The 18,560-nt window shown below is 54.6% G+C and carries 18 protein-coding genes; 12 read left to right on the top strand and 6 right to left on the bottom strand.

Annotation, left to right across the window (positions count from 1 at the left end; genetic code table 11):
- Positions 1 to 3: 3 nt before the first annotated feature.
- Positions 4 to 2,478, top strand: coding sequence for a hypothetical protein (locus tag CYQ09_RS01195; RefSeq protein ID WP_106743594.1), 2,475 nt, complete (start codon positions 4 to 6; stop codon positions 2,476 to 2,478).
- Here the strand turns inward: CYQ09_RS01195 and CYQ09_RS01190 are convergent.
- A complete protein-coding gene (locus CYQ09_RS01190) occupies positions 2,475 to 3,284 on the bottom strand; it encodes a phosphotransferase family protein (protein ID WP_162617525.1) in 810 nt (269 codons plus the stop codon). The two genes, CYQ09_RS01195 and CYQ09_RS01190, sit on opposite strands and share 4 nt — an antisense overlap.
- 153 nt (positions 3,285 to 3,437) lie before the next feature.
- Between CYQ09_RS01190 and CYQ09_RS18600 the strand changes: the two genes are divergently transcribed.
- Complete coding sequence (locus CYQ09_RS18600) at positions 3,438 to 3,674, top strand: transposase (protein ID WP_106743592.1); 237 nt, start codon at positions 3,438 to 3,440, stop codon at positions 3,672 to 3,674.
- Positions 3,675 to 4,145: 471 nt separating this feature from the next.
- On the opposite strand, the gene CYQ09_RS01180 is transcribed toward CYQ09_RS18600, so the two are convergent.
- A complete protein-coding gene (locus tag CYQ09_RS01180; protein ID WP_106743591.1) occupies positions 4,146 to 4,715 on the bottom strand; it encodes a TetR/AcrR family transcriptional regulator in 570 nt (189 codons plus the stop codon).
- A gap of 163 nt (positions 4,716 to 4,878) precedes the next feature.
- On the opposite strand from CYQ09_RS01180, the gene CYQ09_RS01175 reads away from it, so the two are divergent.
- Genes CYQ09_RS01175 through CYQ09_RS01165 form a run of 3 tightly spaced genes read left to right on the top strand, consistent with a single transcriptional unit; the run spans position 4,879 to position 7,114 of the window.
- A complete protein-coding gene (locus CYQ09_RS01175; protein WP_106743589.1) occupies positions 4,879 to 5,064 on the top strand; it encodes a hypothetical protein in 186 nt (61 codons plus the stop codon).
- A gap of 9 nt (positions 5,065 to 5,073) precedes the next feature.
- Entirely contained in the window at positions 5,074 to 6,030 is a 957-nt protein-coding gene (locus CYQ09_RS01170) for an HlyD family secretion protein (RefSeq protein WP_162617524.1), read from the top strand.
- A 10-nt stretch (positions 6,031 to 6,040) separates the two neighbouring features.
- Positions 6,041 to 7,114, top strand: a complete 1,074-nt coding sequence (locus tag CYQ09_RS01165) for an FUSC family protein (protein ID WP_162617523.1) — start codon at positions 6,041 to 6,043, stop codon at positions 7,112 to 7,114.
- Between the two features lie 54 nt (positions 7,115 to 7,168).
- On the opposite strand, the gene CYQ09_RS01160 is transcribed toward CYQ09_RS01165, so the two are convergent.
- From CYQ09_RS01160 to CYQ09_RS01145, 4 genes are read right to left on the bottom strand one after another with little or no spacing between them, the layout of a single operon-like run.
- Positions 7,169 to 8,038: a hypothetical protein gene (locus CYQ09_RS01160; protein ID WP_106743585.1), complete on the bottom strand. Its 870-nt coding sequence runs from the start codon at positions 8,036 to 8,038 to the stop codon at positions 7,169 to 7,171.
- Positions 8,035 to 9,435, bottom strand: a complete 1,401-nt coding sequence (locus CYQ09_RS01155; protein ID WP_106743584.1) for a putative toxin — start codon at positions 9,433 to 9,435, stop codon at positions 8,035 to 8,037. The genes CYQ09_RS01160 and CYQ09_RS01155 overlap by 4 nt, the downstream gene beginning before the upstream one ends.
- Complete coding sequence (locus CYQ09_RS01150; RefSeq protein WP_106743583.1) at positions 9,432 to 10,016, bottom strand: hypothetical protein; 585 nt, start codon at positions 10,014 to 10,016, stop codon at positions 9,432 to 9,434. Before CYQ09_RS01150 ends, CYQ09_RS01155 begins: the two co-directional genes overlap by 4 nt.
- On the bottom strand, positions 10,016 to 11,113 hold the full coding sequence (locus CYQ09_RS01145) for a DUF4123 domain-containing protein (protein ID WP_106743582.1): 1,098 nt from the start codon (positions 11,111 to 11,113) through the stop codon (positions 10,016 to 10,018). Before CYQ09_RS01145 ends, CYQ09_RS01150 begins: the two co-directional genes overlap by 1 nt.
- Positions 11,114 to 11,380: 267 nt before the next feature.
- On the opposite strand from CYQ09_RS01145, the gene CYQ09_RS01140 reads away from it, so the two are divergent.
- The 7 genes from CYQ09_RS01140 (at position 11,381) to CYQ09_RS01110 (ending at position 18,495) form a co-directional block, all read left to right on the top strand.
- Entirely contained in the window at positions 11,381 to 12,415 is a 1,035-nt protein-coding gene (locus CYQ09_RS01140) for a LacI family DNA-binding transcriptional regulator (RefSeq protein ID WP_106743581.1), read from the top strand.
- Positions 12,416 to 12,783: 368 nt separating this feature from the next.
- On the top strand, positions 12,784 to 13,722 hold the full coding sequence (locus tag CYQ09_RS01135; RefSeq protein ID WP_106743580.1) for a substrate-binding domain-containing protein: 939 nt from the start codon (positions 12,784 to 12,786) through the stop codon (positions 13,720 to 13,722).
- A 108-nt stretch (positions 13,723 to 13,830) separates the two neighbouring features.
- A complete protein-coding gene (locus tag CYQ09_RS01130) occupies positions 13,831 to 14,901 on the top strand; it encodes an ABC transporter permease (protein ID WP_106743579.1) in 1,071 nt (356 codons plus the stop codon).
- A 10-nt stretch (positions 14,902 to 14,911) separates the two neighbouring features.
- Positions 14,912 to 15,700, top strand: a complete 789-nt coding sequence (locus CYQ09_RS01125; RefSeq protein WP_106743578.1) for an ATP-binding cassette domain-containing protein — start codon at positions 14,912 to 14,914, stop codon at positions 15,698 to 15,700.
- A gap of 81 nt (positions 15,701 to 15,781) precedes the next feature.
- On the top strand, positions 15,782 to 16,678 hold the full coding sequence (locus CYQ09_RS01120; RefSeq protein WP_106743577.1) for a sugar phosphate isomerase/epimerase family protein: 897 nt from the start codon (positions 15,782 to 15,784) through the stop codon (positions 16,676 to 16,678).
- 11 nt (positions 16,679 to 16,689) lie between these two features.
- Positions 16,690 to 17,700, top strand: coding sequence for a Gfo/Idh/MocA family protein (locus CYQ09_RS01115; protein WP_106743576.1), 1,011 nt, complete (start codon positions 16,690 to 16,692; stop codon positions 17,698 to 17,700).
- A 9-nt stretch (positions 17,701 to 17,709) separates the two neighbouring features.
- Entirely contained in the window at positions 17,710 to 18,495 is a 786-nt protein-coding gene (locus CYQ09_RS01110; protein WP_106743604.1) for a TIM barrel protein, read from the top strand.
- Positions 18,496 to 18,560: the final 65 nt, after the last annotated feature.

Genomic DNA, 18,560 nt, shown 5'->3' with positions numbered 1-18,560 from the left:
CTCATGGCGAATTTCTCACTTAACCTGAAAAACCCGGCATTGACCAAAGGACAGCTGAACACGATTTATGTCGGGTCAACAACGCCCAACGCGATTGAGCTAGAGATCAAAAACCTGACCGCATTTGATGTGACGTTCAAGACGACGGAAACGATGACACTGAAGTTTCCGGGCAAGATGATCTCGATCACCAATGCAGCGAATATCACGGTTGATACGGCGTGGACCAAAACCAAGCTGGCCAATCCCAACGGGTCGGCTGACCCGTATTATACGTTTTCGCTTGTCCCCAAAGCTGACATCGTTGTGAAATCCAACGAGATGATGACGTTGACCTTGTCAACAATCGTTCCGACGACGGCGGTCAACGGGTCGATTGTCGTGTCACAATCCATCCCATTTGCCGATCTGCAAGCGCAGCATTTGCTGATTTGCACGGCGGTGCCAAGCACGGACAATCAAACATTGATGGGGCCGAACCGCGCGTTAGAGGTGGACGCGACCATCACTGGGGCCACCAACAGTCTGGCGTCGACCAACAAAATCGAACCCAGCGTCAAACCCGCGTCCGCCAATATCAAACCCGCAAGCGTTGTGTTGAACACAGTTCAGCTGTCATTCGCGTTCAAAGGTCAGAACAACCGCCCTGAAACGCACACCGGGTACGACCCACTTCAAGCGTTGATCAAATCCTTTGACACCAGCAAATCGCCGGAATTTACCATCCGGTTTCCTTATGCCAACGCGTTGTCCAATATCGATCCGAATTTTGCCCTGACAGATAATTCAACCAAATCCCAAGGTTACATTAGCCCGACCAGTGGGCGGAACATTGATATCTCTTTGAGTTCCAACCGCGAAGGGGTGTTATCCACGTCGAACTGGGAGGTAACAGTAGACGTCAGCGATGACGCCACAGCCCCTGTGTGGCGTGTCAAACCGACCGCCACCAATCAACATGTCTTTACCTCGATCAGCGCAGGCAACGCCGATCCATTTCTGAACATCTACCTGCGCAACATCTGCACAGCTTTGCCGATTGACCCGAGCAACCCACAATCTGTGGCGTTTATCCAAACCAAGAATTTCCCCGGTTTCAACGACCAGTTCCTGGAACTGACGGTTGATAAAGACCCGGTGCAAAAGACCAAAAGCTTTGCAGTCAGTGTTGCGCCTGATGCATCGGCAGTGGAGTTGGACTGGCAGACGCAAAACACCACCTCTGTCACGATTTCTTCGGTGCAGCACGTCGGACAAGCGCAGCTTGACCCATCAGGGCCTTTAAGCGTGCCGGTTTCAGTACAAACGCCGCTGTTGTGCCAATATGATTTGGCCAGCTACAACGCCAACAGGACGCCCCAAACCGATCCTGTAGCAAATGCCAAGGTCAACGCGGTCTGGACAACAAATCAGGTTGTAGCCGCGAGCGGGTATTCTTATCTCTCCACGGTCTGTTCCGCACCCGATGCGCAATCAGTCTTTGCCCCTGCTTTGGGTGCAGATGCGCAGGCGCAGCTGTATCAGTTTTCCACCGCAACCTTGGCCGAAACATCAAAGACCGCTTTTGCTGATGGGCTGATTCCGGTGAATGTCGCGGCCAATCCAACAAACACCATGGTCTATGTCGTGCGTCAGGACAGCACCGGGCTGGCGCAAGATATTGTCAAACTGGATGCGACCTTGCTTGCCACGCAATCATCATCCATTGCGGCGTCGGCTAACTTCACAAACATCCCCCATGCGGCCATGCAAGACGGAGGGGCCATCGCTACCACGCCCGACGGCAGCCATGTCGTGTACAGCAGCTACAAGAACAGCGGCACACCGGCGATCTATTACATCGACACATCACAGGATTGGTCGACCTATACCGCGCCGATGGTCAGCGTGCCCGCGTTGGATGACCGCGGGCTGGCAGTATCAGCGCAAAACATTTTTCACAGCGACAGCGGAGGTTTGGGCCACATCACTTTGACCCCGAGTTTGGGCACATCCTCGACAACGTTGGCGCTGACATCAGGGGGCACCTCATACCAAGCAGGACCGATGAGCTTGTCTCAGAACGGATCACTGTTGGCTGTGTGGTCGCGGCCTCAGGGAAAGGCGATCGGTGGGCGCATATTTTTTGTCAGAACCTCTGACATCACAGTCCAACCTGTGGGGATCAACACGCAGATATCCTATGTCCCGCCAATGCGGTCTCTGGCCATTTACAGGCCCAGCCTGTGTTTTTCAGCGGATGGGGCCTATCTCTTTGTGTCAGGGGTCAGCGTGCGGGGCGATGGGTTGATCTACGTCTATGACGTGGCCACAGGAACGCAGGTCGGGCAGCCCATATTGTATCAGGGATCAGGGTTTGGCCCGATTGTGGCGCAACCCGATGGATTGGCGGTTTTTGCCGTAACCTTCCCTTCGAACCAAGTGGGTGGGGTGTACCGACTAGACCCCGAGTTTCCGCCGTTTGTGAACCTGATCTAGAGCGACGAGGTCCGGCTGTTCACCAACTTCAGCAAGGCAGTGCGTTCATAGGCAATGTCATCCGCCAAACGGGCGGCTGCGATAGGGCGCTGCCACGCACGAATGCCGCGCCGGACCGAAGCATAGCTGTGGTCTTGGCTGTAGTGGCTGTAGAACGCGATCAACAGTTCAATATGCAGCCAACGCAACGCTCGGATCACCAGCCGCATTACGCCTCCGGTGCCATCGGGAAAGCTATCGACACGGTTGATTACACAGGTTTGGGCTAGATCCGCGAGAGGAGGCCCACTCCGCGCAGCGCCCCAATCAATCACCACGCAGGCTCCGTCTGACACCATGACATTGCTCGAATGATAGTCGAAGTGACACAACCTGTCGGGGCCGCTGAACTGGTTGATCTGATCCCGGATCTCTTGTTTTGTGTCGGAGGTCAGGCAAGAGAGGCTGTCGATCTCTTTGCACATCTCTGTTTTCAGATTTGGGGTCTGTGTGTCGGGGATGGTGTGCAAATTGGCCAGACAACGCGCCATTTCCCTGCTTGCCCAAAACAGCCGCCATGGTCGTTTTAGGACATACCACGACACGGCCACCCCTGACACATATTCAAAAACAACCCGGCCCTGTGCGATGTCACGATCGACGCTAAGCACCTTGGGCGTGGGCACGCCGTGATCATGGGCCAGCCTGGCAGCCAAGACTTCGCGCTCTAAAGCGGTGTCTGGCGCGTCAGGGACATAGTATTTCGCAATCTGGCCATCGCCCAGATCATAAACACGTCCTCTTTTGCCGGAGGCGATCTGTTTCATGCAAATTCTCGTGAGCCTTAATCTGTCGTATCGGAGCATAAAGCGCCCCGGTAAAGCAAGGGGAGTACACTATACTATTGATAGCGTTACTGGACCTGCCGCCGAATTGTTCCATTCCTTTGACTTGGTATTTTGCCACAAAGGAGAAACATCATGGCACAGAAACCAACCCCGGAATTCCGCGCAGAGGTTGTGCGGGTAGCGTTAACCAGCGGACTGCCGCGTAAGCAGGTGGCAGCAGATTTTGGCGTTGGCTTCTCGACGCTGAGCCGTTGGATCCAGAGGGACCGGCGCAATCTGAGAAGCCAACAGCCCAGTCCGATCTTGAACGCGAGGTCGCCGAACTGCGAAAAGAAAACCGCATTCTCAAGGAGGAGCGCTACATCTTAAAAAACCTTTCCGGGTTGGGCCCGCCTGTGCGCTGTAGAAATAGCCTGTGCTACGGTCGCGCCATGAAGGGGAGCGGCCGTTCGCTTATTGGTGGTCCGTCCGAGGGCGGAACCCCGTTAAAAAACGTGGTCCATGGGGTGATGCGAACTTGAGAGTGGTGACGCTGCTTTGGCGGTGATCCCGGTTAGGAAGATGACGGATTTGCATAGCCCACGCCCTTTCTGTTGCCAACAGGAGGATAAATATGGACGTCGATTGAAGTTAAACTGATCGGGAAAACCAGATAGGGGTCGGGCGCGAAAAGCCCGCGGCGTGTGAAAAGTCGCAAATATGAGGTCTGACACACGACCGCATTCAATCTTGTCCCATTCATTCAGAAAAACCTTGCAAAACCGGGAGTACGCACACACGACCCCTGTAAACGAACGCGGGCTTCCTAACCTCGCAGCCGCGCCACTTTGTGGCGCGGCATCACATTGCAACAAGCCCAGCCCCGCCAGGGGCCGGAACACGACATCCGGCGGTCATGCCGTCATGTAGCAGGGCAAGCGCCCTTTGCGCCGTTGATTTTCGACTTTCTGGAGGTTGCCTTCGCGCCGCGCCGCCGATCATCCGCAGGATCAACATGATATCTGACACCTGAATATTTTCGCTAACCTGCCCGGCGCGCTTGGCGGCGCGCAGATGCCCATCAGCAATATCCGTCAGACGCTTGCGCCCGGATTCAATCGCTGGCGTATCTTGCGTTGCTTCTTCCCAGATCGCTTGAACCGCCTCGCTTTGGGCGACGAACTCTGCGGCCGTTGTCAGGAAACTCCAGAATTCATTGGTTTCGCTTTCGATGCGCTGCATCGCCCGATCGGCCAGCGCAAATAACAGTGCCTGGCGATCAGGGAAATTGCGATACAACGTTGCACGGCCAAGCCCAGCCTTTAAGTGCACAAGCTCTAGCGGCGCGGATGCCCCCTGATGCGCGAACACCTGTTCAGCGGCGTCCAAAAGGGCATCACGGTTTCGTCGGGCATCAGTGCGCTGCTTCATGTTTTTTTTGCTCCTTTGTCGGGTCACCCCTAACGTAAGCGGATATCAGTGTCCATTTAGGTTGGCAATCCCTGTGCGCATTGGCTAGGCCTGCTAAAAAGCGACGCGAAATCAGACTGCCCTCGCCAAGATTAGTAATGATATCAATGAAAGCCGCCTAAAGATGGTCACAGTAGAAGCAAGCAATCTTGCAACCGATAAATCGTCGCAACACCACGTTGATACATCTGAAATCGCTGAAAAAATCGACGTACGCCCCATTCTGCGTGTGCTTGTCATTGTGCTGGTGCTGATCACGGGGATCGTGTCGTGGACGGTCGCCAAAGACCACTATGCGCCGGGCACGTAGCGCGGGATTGTGTCCGCCAGCGTGGTGCAAATTGCCCCACGGGTTTCAGGCCGGGTCATCGCGGTCGAAACCTATGACAACGCCATTCTCGCCACCGGGGACCCACTGTTTCAGATTGATCCACGCCCCTTTGAACTGGGTGTCGAGCGTGCGCGCGCATCGCTCGCGCAGGCGGCGCAGGGGATCGACGCCTCTATCGCCCAAATCGAAGCGGCGCAGGCGCAGGTCGCGCAGGCCCGCGCAAATGCCGAAGCTGCGCGGGAGGCTGCCACCCGCGCCGAGTCGCTTTTTGAACGCGGGATCGCATCCCGTGCCGCACAGGATCAAGCACAGGCGAATTCAGATGCAGCCGCAGCCGCGCTTGGTGCCGCTGAGGCGAACGCCGAAAGCGCGCGCCGTCAGCTTGGCGCCACAGGATCCGATAATCCACAGTTGCGCGCCGCCGAACTGGCGCTTGAAACAGCAGAATATGACCTGCTTAGCACCCTCGTGCGCGCGCCCGGCCCCGGTGTGGTGACGAACGTCCATCTGGGACTTGGTCAATATGTTGGCGCGGGCCCACCCACCATCACCTTTATCGATGGCGAAGCGATCTGGATCACAGCCGATCTGCGGGAAAACCAGCTGGTGAATGTACTGCCAGATGATCGGGTGACGCTGATGTTTGATGCCATTCCAGGCCAGATTTTCGCAGGTCACGTCGAAAGCCTTGGTTGGGGGATTAATCCCGGGCGATCTGAGGTCGGCGGCCTTCCCGTCAACACCCCCGCGACGCAATGGTTTGAACCCGCTCGTAAAATGCCGGTGCGTATCGTTGTTGAGGGTGGGATTGACGCCTGGCCCCGCTCCGCCCGGATTGGCGGTAAGGTTAGCGTGCTGATCCATCCCGATGGCGGCGATCATTGGGTTACGAAAACCTCGGCCTTCTTCCAGCGCATCAGCAGCTGGACGACGGCCCTATACTAAGGGCACAGGCATGTATGTTGCCCCCCGCCCCAAGGTCGCGGACGACCCGCATTTTGCCATTCGCCTAGGATTGGCTGTCGTTGCCGGGTTTGTGGCCATGGCCGTGCTACAACCGCAACTGGCCCCTATCTGCGTCGCTTTGCCCATCGGACTGATTGCCGGGCTGCGCAAGGCGTTCAACCCGGCGCGCGCCATTGGAGGGGCCGTCGCCTTTGGGATTGTGGTCTGGCTGATGGCTGGGATCGTGGCAATCACCCGGCCAGTGCCAATGCTGATGCTGCTGGGGATGTTCTTGTTCTATTTTCTTGGTTTTTTTGTCACCCGGCGGACAGGCAGCCCTTTTGGGATGCTGGTTCTGATCGCGGCGGCGCTTATGTCGATTGTTGGCATGAAAAATCCGGCGATGCTGAACATCTTTCGTGATGGCTTTCTGTTAGGGTGCGTGGTTGCGGCTGTGACCATCCCCACCCTTTATCTGTTGATCCCCGCCCGCACCAAAGACCTCCACGAAGACGCGCCTCGCCCTGCGGCTGGACACCACGGTGGGGGCGCGCTGATCCGATCTGTGGTTCTGACGGCGCTGTGTTTTTGGCTGTACGCCGTACTACCCGTGTCGGATTTGATCCTGGCCATTGCGGCGGTTTTCCCGCTGATCTTCCCAACCAAGCACGAAGCCTTTGCCGAAGCCGCAGAGCGAAGTTGGGCCACCATCCTTGGTGGCATCATTGCCTTGGTCGTATTGGCGATCTACGGGTTTTCGGCGCATTTCCTGGTGTTGTTATTGCTGATGTTTCTGACCGGCTGGGGATTTGGCATCGCTATGATGCACGGCCGCCTGTCTGCTTCGGTTTATCAATTCGGCTTGTCCGTTGCGGCGGTTCTGGTCGCAACGTCATTGACCACAAGCAACCCGGAATTGGCCGCCTTTCAACGTGTGTGCCTGACACTCGCGGGCACTTTGGTTGCGTCATTGGCGGTTGCAGTTCTGGACCGCCTGTTGCTGACCCCGATTGAACACGAGGACCGGCATAGCCCACACCCTGCAATCCAGCGGCGACGGTTCGAGCGCGAGTTTGATGTCTAGTTAGCACCGCGCCAATCCCCCATTAAAATGGGGGGATTACCCGCCCGCTTCGCTTCAGCTCTTCCACCATTCGTCCGGCAAAAGCCATGTATGCCAGCCATCAACCGACCGTTCTTCCGGAGGGCGCTCACGATACTCTCCCAGCTTGTAGCGGTGTTGATCTGCCTCAAGGCACATTTGTGTAATCGCGGGAAGCGTCTCTTGCCAGTCGTCCCGGCCCTCGTGGAATTGGATGCGGAACAACATGCCCGCGCTTTTGGTGGGGCCGACTTCTTCGACTTTTTGCGCAACGGCTCTGATACGGTCCATATCCAGCGCGTAATCGTCAATACATTCCTGCGACAAATACGTGATCCACCCCATCATTGGGAAGCTATGCTTGGCTTCTGCGTAGTTGAACGGCTGATCTGTAAATTGTTCTGGATCAAGTGCGAACATCTCGAATGGCGGATCTGTTTCAAGCGCTCTTGCGCGCGCTTTAACGATTTGTTCAAGGGCACGGTAGGGGATTGCGCAAGCGTAGTAGGTGTCAAAAGCCCTAATGAGATGATCGTGAACGCGCAACAGCGCGCCAATATCTTCCTCGTCTCTGCAATTATTAATGTTTGATCCCACACCCAAGTCATTAGTGAAAAAATTCGAATTTTCTCTAGTTTCTTCTATTCTAAAGTCTCCATGTGTGATCCAGATTTTCTTATGATTAAAAAAACCACCACTGGAAATTGTAGCTTTCTGATCAAAAACTGCCTTGGATTCAGCTAGATATATCCGTTTGGACTTTGGCCTAGGTTCAAGCTGAAACCAGTATTCTGGAACAAGACCCTCAGGCAAAGACATTACGGCTTCGAGTAGCCGATCAACTGTAGGGTTTTTTACGATTACCCGCATCCGCGTATACTCGTCAGGTATATGTTCGTTGATCATGGTTCATGTCTCAAAATTATTCTTCTCTGTGCTACCAAGTTTCGCAGAGGTCCAGATAAAACTGTTCGAGTTTGAACAGTCAACTCGAAGCTCACACCGCGATTTGTCGCGAGTCTCATCTCAGCTTGTATCTGCTGCGTATTGGCTTGGTAACGGACCAGCTTCACTTCCTGAACATTGCCAGTTTGACCAAACCCATCTGGCCGTACGTAGACGGTATTTCCACGCTCGTCTGAAGACCTGAAGGTACGAAAGTTCGGCGTTCCGCCATTTGCTTGAACAATCTGATCTCCGCGCCGTGCTGCCCCCTGCATATCTGCTCGCACGCCTGGTATGCGCAGTCTTGCCGATTGCATGGCCCGGTTGCGGATATCGCGATAGCGGGCGGGGTTTGCGGTGCGCAGTTGCAGGAACTGGGGGCGTGATAGCCCCTCTCGCCCTAAGACGGCGTCCAAGCCCTGCCTGTAAAGAGTTACAAACGGCCCGCCACGCCCGTTATGGACGATGATACGCCAAGTCCTGGCTATATTTGATCCGACGTTTGACTTTGGTCCACTAGATGGTTGCCCAAACGCCCCTGAGATATTTCCGTTGATCGCATCGTTGCGTGTCGGACCTTGGGCAAGTAAAACGTTCTCACCATGATCGACCTCACCACTGGGCTGAAACACTTCGTATTCAAATAGCACGCTGCGAATAGGCACGAGCTGCGGATCTGTCGTTTGATATCCGAAGTCTTCTTCGTCGACACCTTGCAAGCGTTCAAAAGGATTGACGCCTAACTCGCGTGCTACCTCTTTGAGAAGGGCAACCAAACTGCGATTTTGATATGCAAAGTAATCCCCAATCTCTGGGTTAGCGCCAAGTAAGCTATACTCAATGCCGTCAGGTCCTAGAAATGTAACCGATCCTATTCTGGAACCTGCCGGATCAAAGATGGATCGCAGTTCTTTCCATAACGTAAAACCTTCGACGCTTGGGCCAGGGGTGTACCAACGATCCTCGTCAACATCATCCACCATGCGTTCGGCATACAACCACGCTTCTGGTTTGACGTTCTGAATATAAGCAAGCACTAACCACTCGTTTTCATCGCGACATGGCACGTGCAACCCGTCTTCGGGTATTCCAATGTCGATCTGTAAAGCGCTGTAGATAGCAGCCATCTCTTGGATATTCCCATGAGACCGGGCAGTATCTAAGCGTTCACGCAAGCGTCTATGATATGGGCCATCTGGCTCGTCAATTTGCCGCTCGTAAGACAATTCGGTTACGAGAACGTAAGGACACTGCTGCGTTGCACAGTTGGCATCATCATATCGTGTGGCACTGCCTCTGTACTGGCCAACTGGGGGGTATTCATTTGACGGAACGCCGTCTTCGTTTCCATAACTCATTGGACATCTCTTTGTGAACGGTTGGAAACCATGTCCTGTTCGATGCCGACAAGTCGTTTTAGCAAATCCGGAACTGGAGATGTCTCACCAACCCGAAAGTTACCGATGGCAGGGTCGGAGCCATCAATCAGATATGGAAAGCCATCAGCTCCAAGAAATAGCGTTTTTCCCAACGGTGAGTCTGAGTCCAAAATCGAACCGGCTAGATCTTCAAAGGAATACCCGAGAGCGAGCCGTTTTCCGGCGAACCACTGCTTTGAAAAGGGAAACCTAAGCCCCTTGGCCGCTGGCGTGGCGTACATCCATGCTTCGGGATGGACCCCTTGAACAGCAGCAATCGCAATCGCATCATTTTTTTCAGTACACGGAACTCCGATTGGACGATCAACGGGTAAACCCAGATCAATTATCAGTGCCCAAAAAATACGATCCAGTGTTTCTAAATCTTGTGATGCAAGTGACACATCAACCAACATTTCCAAACGATTTGCATAGGCCTGATCCATCTCATCAAGCTGACGTTCGTAGGGCGCAGCCCATTCATAAACGGAGATGTCATCCAAGTTGGTGTTGTCAGTCACTATAGATCACCCTTCTTTAAACGATATAATATTGCATCCATCACACGGTGCGATGATTTCAGATGCTTATCCGAGGTTATTTTCATGACATCTGGCTTGTCCCAAAAGGTAATGCCTTGCTCAAAGGTCACATAAACGAACGACGCTACGTCTTTTTCTGTGACCATTTGGTAATCCGCTGCTTTGCGCAATGTCCGACCATAATATGTGGAAAAGTCACTTTTCGACATCCCGTATTGTGCCAGCGCACGATCCTCGAAATCTTGTCGCATTCGTTTGAAAAAAGTGGTCCGCATCGCCTTGGCAAGATCGGTAAAATCTTCCTCGGTCAGCTTAATTTGAATAGGCAATTTGAGGTTGCCACTCGTTGAAAGCGGATGACCCTTGACGGTTGTACAACATCTTGTTCTCACGGAAATAAAGTAAATTTCCGCAATCGGTGCGCTGTCGGTACCGCAAAAAAGCCCCTGGAAACGAGCTTGTTGTTCTACGTCTATCTCGGACAAAAATGCAGGTATTACAGATGCTTCCCAAAATCTGAAATAAAACCATTTCTCATCTATACTTTTGAGCTTTATAAATTTCCTGAAGTGCTTCCGCATGTCCTCCAGCGTACTGCGTGACCGTAGGTATATTCCCGGCTCGCTGTCCCAAAGGTGCCAAGGAGCCTCAGAGCGCGTGAATAGATTGCGGGTGAAAGCGTTGCCTTCTTCAAGCCGCACGATCCACGGGGCAACATTTTTCAATTCGTCTTCAGCGTCACCCTTGAACAGGCAGCAATGCTCTAGGCTAGAGGCTTCTAGCATTTCAACAAAGTTGGTGACTTTGGCGGCGTCAAGAATTGCATAGGTTTGCAAGGGCGGGACTTTATCTGGCTCACCACCCATCATTGCAAGCTCTGACGGACCCGGTTGACCAAAAAACAGTTCAGAAAGTGGTTCCGGTACTGTCTTGGGGTGATCTAGGCCGAACTGCGCATCCAGTGGTTCCACACTACCGATATGCTCAATCTGGAAGGTTGGCGTTTGCGCAGCCTTTGAGCATTGTTCGCGTGACCCGAAGGACCAGATATCATCAAGATCGTCATGCGGGGTCATGGTGGCGGACCTAGTGAGGTGGTTTGAAATTCAACGGTAAAATGTGCTTGCTTTATGTAACGTGGGGCTGATTCAGGCAAGGCTAATTACACGCATAGGCGTATTTACGCGCCTGCAGTTCTATTCGGCAGATTGGTGTCGCCGCCGATCCAAACGGAAACACCTGTTCGGATGTATCTGGAGGAATATTGTTGACGTTTGGGCTTTGTTCCAAAATGCTGATGTAAAATTATCATGAGATAGTTTTTCATCATTGTGGGGGTGTATATGGCTAATCGACCAACGATCAAGGATGTCGCGCGCGAGGCGGGTGTCGGGCCTGCGACCGTAGATAGGGTGCTCAACGGGCGCGGTGTTGTCCGTGAGGAAACCATGCGCAAGGTCGCTGAGGCTGCGCATCGGATAGGATATCACGCCTCGACCCTCATTGATCAGCGCTTAAGCACATCGGCGCCTGAAATGAGCTTTGGTGTGGTGCTACATAAGGGGCGCCAACAGTTCTATCAAAATTTCGCCAATGAACTCGAACGCGCGGTCGCGGAGCGTACTGATATTCGGGGGCGTGCAGTGATACGGTTCTCTGCCTCACAATCCCCTTCGGATTTTTTGGAAGAAATAGACGCATTGGCGCCAAAGGTCGATGCGCTCGCAAGTTCCGCCGTCAATCATCAAAGTATTACACAGGCGGTCCAGCGGCTGAAAGAGGACGGTCTTCCGACATTTGCGCTTTTAAATGATTTTGCGCAGGGCATTCGCGAGAACTATTTGGGTCTGAATAATATGCAGGTTGGGCGTCAGGCGGGGTGGATGGCCACCACTGCGGCGCAGAAGGCCGGGAAACTTGCAGTGTTCGTTGGTGGCAACCGTTGGCATGGGCATGAATTGCGGGAAACAGGGTTTCGCAGTTTTGTGCGGGACAGTACGCCTGATTTCACCGTTCTCGATACGCTGGTCAACCTTGAGACACGGCAATTGACCTATGAAGCCACGCTCGACCTGGTCGCGCGCCATCCCGATTTACGGGGTGTATACATTGCTGGCGGCGGGATGGAGGGGGCTATTGCGGCGCTTAGAGAAACAGTCAGGCCGCGTCAGGTGGCCTTGGTTGTGAATGAGTTAACCGAAGATAGTCGCGCCGCCCTAGTCGATGGCTACGTCACGATGGTGATCTCTACGCCCTTGCGGCAACTTTGCAGTGATCTGGTTGAAATGATGGTAAACGCTGTGAGAAACGGTGGCGCTGGGGTGCTTGGGCAGCATTTCTTACAGCCACACATCTATCTTCCTGAGTCATTTGCATGATGTTAATACATCAATGTGGCACGGCGTAAACATCATCAATGATGCAGTATCAGGGCAATCCATTGACGGTTTAGTGTTCAATATCGCATGCTCCCTTCACACGATGGACGGCGTCGCCGGCTCACCGTTTGGGAGGACGTACACAGAAATTTTGATCGTCAACGTGATCGGCTGAATGGGTCGGTAGCGTTCGTTTCGCGACATGGTCGTTGCGGATTCAGAGAGTGTGCGTCGCCCCATAAGTTTTTCTTTGAGCGGCACGAGGAGGTGTCGATTAGGGAGCGACGGCCCGCGTCATCGACGGAGGTCGGTCCGGATTGAAAATGTAAACCGACTGGTGTGCCGGAGGCCAGTTATGGGAGGAAACTATGAAGAATACCTTATTGGCGGCTGGTGTCGCATCCTTGATGGCAACCACATCAATGGCCCAGAGTGTCGGTGTGTCCATGGCACTGTTCGACGACAACTTTCTGACAGTTCTGCGCAACGGCATGATCGAGATGGCCGAAGGTATGGATGGCGTGGACATTCAAGTTGAAGATGCCCAGAATGACGTGGCAAAGCAGCTTGACCAGATTAACAACTTTGTGGCCTCGGGCGTTGATGCGATCATCGTCAACCCTGTCGACACCTCTGCGACCCAAGCCATGACCGCGGCTGCCGAAGCCGCTGGCGTACCGCTTGTCTATGTTAACCGTCAGCCGATCAACGTCGACATGCTCCCTGACAACCAAGCGTTCGTGGCATCCAACGAAATTGAATCCGGTACGCTTGAGGCATTCGAGATTTGTAAGAACCTGCGCGCAGCGGGCAAAGGTGGCGGCGCACGCGCTTACGTCATGATGGGCGAGCTGTCCAACCAAGCCGCGGTTCAGCGCACCAAAGACATCGAAGACGTTCTTTCCATGGACATGTGCAGCTTCATCGAAGTGGTTGATCAGCAGACTGCCAACTGGTCGCGTGATGAGGCCCAAGATCTTATGACAAACTGGCTGTCCTCGGGCGAGCCGTTTGATGCGCTGATCGCCAACAATGACGAGATGGCCATCGGTGCGTTGCAGGCGATGAAAGCGGCAGGGATTGACATGGATAGCGTCGAAGTCGGCGGCGTCGACGCGACTGCGGATGCGCTTGCATCTATGGCAGCAGGCGAATTGGATGTGACCGTTTTCCAAAACGCAGCGGGGCAGGGCGCTGGCGCGCTTGACGCTGCACTCAGACTGGCCGCTGGCGAGGATGTCGATCAGAAGGTCTATGTGCCTTTCGAATTGGTCACACATGCGAACCTCGGCGATTACACCAAGTAAACCGAACACAGCTTTGTGTAAAAAACGACGCCGTGAAGCGGAGCGCGAGCCCCGCTTCACATGTGGCACCTGCGCTCTTGCGGGTGAGCCGACAACTGGGAGCAAAACATGTCGAAACTATCGCACGGCATCGGGGGGTTGACCTTTGACGATAAAAAGAAAGCGCGGGCGCCTGAATGGAACATCTTGTTTGCGCTGGCTTTGATCATTGCCATTTTCGAAGGATTGGGAGCGCTTTTGATGGGTCAGAGCCTGTTGTTTGACAGCGCCGACCGCTTTGACGGGATTTTCAATGTCGCCCGTCTCAAGATCATCATCCTTCAAGTGTCGATTATCGGCATCATCGCTTTGGGCGCGACCCAAGTCATCATTCTGGGCGGGATCGACCTATCACCTGGATCGATTGTGGGTGCGACTGCTATGGTCGCCATGTCATTCGCGCAGGTCGCTGAAATCAGCGGCATGGCCAACCCAAAACTGATGTTCGACGGGGTGTCTGATCTGCCGGTGATTGTGCCTATCCTTGTGGGTATTACCTGTGGTGTGTTGGCTGGCGGCATCAACGGCGTGTTGATCGCCTACACCAAAATTCCGCCCTTTATCGCCACCCTCGGCATGATGGTTTTTGCTCGTGGCGTTGCGAAATGGTGGTCCAAAGGGCAGCCGATTTCCTTTCCTACCGACAGCTATGCGGCTCTTGGTTCCGGCATGACGCCTGTCTACATCTTTATTGCTTTGGCCGTGCTGTTTCACTTCATCCTGAATTACACCGTCTACGGCAAACACACCTACGCCATTGGCTCTAACGAACAGGCCAGCCGCATGTCGGGCATCAAAGTCGAACAGCACAAGGTTCTCGTCTACACCATTGCGGGCGTTCTCGCGGCCCTTGCGGCTATTGTGTTGTCGTCCAAAAACCTTACCGCGCAGGCGGGTATGGGCGTCATGTATGAGCTCGACGCCATCGCGATGACCGTTATTGGCGGTGTGTCCCTCGCAGGTGGACGTGGTTCGATCCTGGGGACCGTCTTAGGTGCGCTGATCTTCGGTGTGATCATCTCGGGCTTCACGTTCTTGCGTCTCGACGCTTACTACCAAGAAATGGTCAAGGGTGTGATCATCGTCGGGGCGGTTGTGCTCGACCAGTACCGCCAAAAACGCAACTCAGCACGGATGTAAGGAGAACAACATGTTGGATTACAGCACTTCCGATGTCGTCCTTGAGACGCGCGATCTAACCAAGCACTACGGCGGCGTTCATGCCCTCGAAGGCGCAAACTTCAAAATTCACCAAGGTGAGCATGTCGCAATTATGGGCGACAACGGGGCGGGTAAATCGACCTTTGTGCGCCAGATCACAGCCGTCGAGCAACGCACACGCGGCGACATCATTCTGCACGGAGAACCGACCCACTTCGACGGGCCGATCAAGGCGCGTGAGGCTGGAATCGAGACTGTTTTCCAGAACCTTGCACTGGCCGACGACCTTGACGTTCCGTCGAACCTGTTTCTGGGCCGCGAGAAGGTGAAGTTCAAGCTTGGGCCGTTTTCGATACTCGATAACAAAGCGATGCGCGATGCGACGATGGCGGGCCTTGAGAAGACAGGGGTTAAGATTCCTAATATTCTCAACTCGATCCAGAACATGTCGGGCGGTCAGCGCCAATGTGTGGCCATTGCACGCACCGCAGCGTTCCACTCAAAGCTCACCATCATGGACGAGCCGACTGCGGCGCTCGGGGTTCAGGAAACCGCACAGGTCGAGAACATTATTCGCACGCTCAAAGAGCAAAACGAGCCTGTGATCCTGATCAGCCACAACATGCGTCAGGTGTTTGACCTGATGGATCGGATCGTCGTGTTCCGCCGTGGCCGCATCTGCGCCAACATCAAGGTGGACGAGACGCTAAAGCCCGAAGATGTCGTGGCCTATATCACGGGCGCAAAAACCGGTGCCGAGTACCCCGAAGCCGGGTGATTTAGCTGGTCCCCCCTGCCTCGTCCGCCGATGTGCGGATGAGGCCCCTACTTTCTTTCGTTTGACATACGGAGCCACACTATGAAGCACACACTTGATCCGCATATGATCCGTCATCTGTCTTTGGAGGACACTGTCCGCAAAGTCGCTGAGCTTGGCTACGACTATGTGGAAATGTCCCCGCGTCCAGATTTCTTTTCATGGTGGACACGCCCCAAACTTTATCCTGAGAAAATCCAGAGCTTTAAAAAAGCGTTGAAAGACAATAACGTCGGCCTCGCGACGATCCAGCCGATGTACCGCTGGGCCAGCCCGTACCAAGATGAGTGGGACGTGGCGATCGAGAACTGGAAACGCGCAATCGAGCTGGCCGTCGAGCTGGAATGCCCGATGTTCGTGTCCGAGTTTGGACGCGGTGGCTCACCCAATCGTTCGCTCAACGACACCTCTGGTCTTCACCGTCCCGAGGTCTGCGAGGGTCAGTTCTTTCGCGCCATGGACGTGCTGGTGCCGCTTCTCGAACGCGAAGGTATTAAGCTTTCGCTTGAGGCACATCCCGAGGACTGGGTGGAGGAAATCCACCCCGCAATCGACATTATCAAGACGATCCATTCGCCGATGGTGCGTGCGTCGTTTATCGCGCCTCACACCTTCTTTTACGGGCCTGATATGGAGGCAAATCTGCGGGCGACCGAGGGTTTGTTGGAACACGTGCGGCTTGCCGACACCTATGATCATAACAAGTCTTCGGAGCTGCGCTATATCGTCAACCCACCCGAATCAAAGGTCCGTGTGCACCAGCACCTCGACTTTGGGCAGGGAGAGATCGACTGGGACGTGTTTTTTTCCACCCTCGCTGATCTGAAATTCGACGGCGTTCTCTCTAACTGCGTTTTCGCGTGGGAAGACCGCGCCGAGGACAGTGCGCGTTTCATGCTCTCTGAGACGAAGCGCTACATCGACACATACTTCAAATAAGGACGACCACCATGACGCTCAAAATCGGTGTTATCGGCACAGGCATGATCGGTCGTGACCACACGCGCCGCATCCAACAAGTACTCGCTGGCGCGAAAGTCGTCGCGCTTTCCGACTACTCCATCGACGCCGCGAAAGCAGTGCAAGCCGACCTCGCGCCCGACGCAACCGTCTATGAAACAGGCGAAGAGTTAATTTCTGCCAACACGGTTGATGCTGTGCTGGTGTGTTCTACTGGATCAACCCACGAACAATACGTGCTTGCTGCGATTGAGGCCGGAAAGCCGGTGTTCTGCGAAAAGCCGCTGGCCACCACGGCTGAAGGTGCAAAGCGGATCGTCGACGCCGAAGTCGCAGCTGGCAAACGGCTGGTACAAGTGGGCTTCATGCGTCGCTACGACAGCGGCTATGTTGCGCTCAAAGAAGCGGTCGTTTCTAAAACGGGCACGCCTATTATGGTCCACGCCGCCCACCGCAACCCGACTGTGCCCGAGCAATACGTCACGCCGATGGCGATCCACGATACGTTTGTGCATGAAATCGACGTGTTCCGCTGGTTGCTGGATGATGATTATGTGTCCGCCCGCGTGACTTTCCCACGCACTTGCGAGGCCAGCCACGCCAAGCTGCGCGATCCCCAGATCGTCACTTTGACGACTGCAAAAGGCGTGGTGATCAACACCGAAATCTATGTGAACTGTAAATATGGTTACGACATCCAGTGTCAGGTCGTAGGCGAAGAGGGCATTGCCCATCTACCCGATCCGCAAGCGATCACTCTGCGTCTCGCGGCGTCCAAGCAAAGCGAAATTCTCACCGATTGGAAAGATCGTTTTGTCGATTCCTATGACGTTGAGCTTCAGGACTTTATCAAAGCGGCGTCCGATGGCACCGCAGCGGGTCCGACATCTTGGGATGGCTATATGGCGGCGGTCACCTGTGATGCCTGCGTCGAAGCCCAAGACGCCGATGGCGATGCCGTCACCATCACCAACCCTGCGCGCCCCGCGCTTTATTCGTAAGGTATGACCATGCGTTTTGCTCTGAACCATATCGCGGCGCCGAAACAGTCGCTGTCGGACTTTTTCGAGATGTCGAAAGCGCTCGGCATCACTGAGGTCGAAATCCGCAATGATCTCCCTGATGTTGTTGGCACCATGGCACCATCCGAGGTCAAAGCTACGGCGGAGGCGGCAGGTGTCACCATCGTGTCTATTAACGCGCTTTACCCGTTCAACGTTTGGTCGGATGACTTGCCCGCGCGAGCCGAAGCGATGGCCGACTATGCCCAAGCTGCGGGTGCAAAGGCGCTCGTTATGTGCCCGCTCAATGATGGGACGCCGGTGGCGTTCGATGATCTTGTGGCCGCGCTCAAGGCGATGAAGCCGATCCTAGATGTCCGCGAGCTGACAGGTTTGGTTGAGCCGCTCGGCTTCCCGATTTCATCGCTGCGCAAGAAATCCACCGCGATCGAAGCGATCAAGGCGGCGGACGGAGAGGGCACCTATAAGTTGATGCACGATACCTTCCACCACCACCTTGCGTCAGAGACGGAGGTCTTTCCCGACTGGACCGGGCTTGTGCACATCTCAGGCGTAACCGACCCGCACGTGGGGGTCGACGACATGCTCGATGATCACCGCGTGTTGGTGGGTGCAGACGACCGTCTTGAAAACATCGCTCAGATCAAAACTCTGCGCGCGTTGGGCTATGACGGCCCGTTCAGCTTTGAGCCCTTCGCGGCCGAAGTGCACGACGTTCCTGATAGCTATGCCGCGGTGTCGGCCTCCATCGACTACGTCAATCGCTCCGTTTGATCGTATAAAAAACCGGGGGCAGGGCTGTGATCCCGCCTCTCAGACCCTCAGACAACGATAGACCA

The sequence above is a fragment of the Yoonia maritima genome, from assembly GCF_002933395.1.
GTDB lineage: Bacteria > Pseudomonadota > Alphaproteobacteria > Rhodobacterales > Rhodobacteraceae > Yoonia > Yoonia maritima_A.
The sequence above is the reverse complement of the archived record's forward strand: the minus strand, read 5'-3'. Positions and strand labels throughout refer to the sequence as shown.

Coding starts and splice junctions, on each gene's coding strand:
- CYQ09_RS01115 (WP_106743576.1), top strand. CDS start 16,690: ATGACGCTCAAAATCGGTGTTATCGGCACAGGCATGATCGGTCGTGAC.
- CYQ09_RS01155 (WP_106743584.1), bottom strand. CDS start 9,435: ATGAGTTATGGAAACGAAGACGGCGTTCCGTCAAATGAATACCCCCCA.
- CYQ09_RS01125 (WP_106743578.1), top strand. CDS start 14,912: ATGTTGGATTACAGCACTTCCGATGTCGTCCTTGAGACGCGCGATCTA.
- CYQ09_RS01135 (WP_106743580.1), top strand. CDS start 12,784: ATGAAGAATACCTTATTGGCGGCTGGTGTCGCATCCTTGATGGCAACC.
- CYQ09_RS01180 (WP_106743591.1), bottom strand. CDS start 4,715: ATGAAGCAGCGCACTGATGCCCGACGAAACCGTGATGCCCTTTTGGAC.
- CYQ09_RS01110 (WP_106743604.1), top strand. CDS start 17,710: ATGCGTTTTGCTCTGAACCATATCGCGGCGCCGAAACAGTCGCTGTCG.
- CYQ09_RS01140 (WP_106743581.1), top strand. CDS start 11,381: ATGGCTAATCGACCAACGATCAAGGATGTCGCGCGCGAGGCGGGTGTC.
- CYQ09_RS01190 (WP_162617525.1), bottom strand. CDS start 3,284: ATGAAACAGATCGCCTCCGGCAAAAGAGGACGTGTTTATGATCTGGGC.
- CYQ09_RS01160 (WP_106743585.1), bottom strand. CDS start 8,038: ATGATCAACGAACATATACCTGACGAGTATACGCGGATGCGGGTAATC.
- CYQ09_RS18600 (WP_106743592.1), top strand. CDS start 3,438: ATGGCACAGAAACCAACCCCGGAATTCCGCGCAGAGGTTGTGCGGGTA.
- CYQ09_RS01120 (WP_106743577.1), top strand. CDS start 15,782: ATGAAGCACACACTTGATCCGCATATGATCCGTCATCTGTCTTTGGAG.
- CYQ09_RS01165 (WP_162617523.1), top strand. CDS start 6,041: ATGTATGTTGCCCCCCGCCCCAAGGTCGCGGACGACCCGCATTTTGCC.
- CYQ09_RS01130 (WP_106743579.1), top strand. CDS start 13,831: ATGTCGAAACTATCGCACGGCATCGGGGGGTTGACCTTTGACGATAAA.
- CYQ09_RS01175 (WP_106743589.1), top strand. CDS start 4,879: ATGGTCACAGTAGAAGCAAGCAATCTTGCAACCGATAAATCGTCGCAA.
- CYQ09_RS01195 (WP_106743594.1), top strand. CDS start 4: ATGGCGAATTTCTCACTTAACCTGAAAAACCCGGCATTGACCAAAGGA.
- CYQ09_RS01145 (WP_106743582.1), bottom strand. CDS start 11,113: ATGACCCCGCATGACGATCTTGATGATATCTGGTCCTTCGGGTCACGC.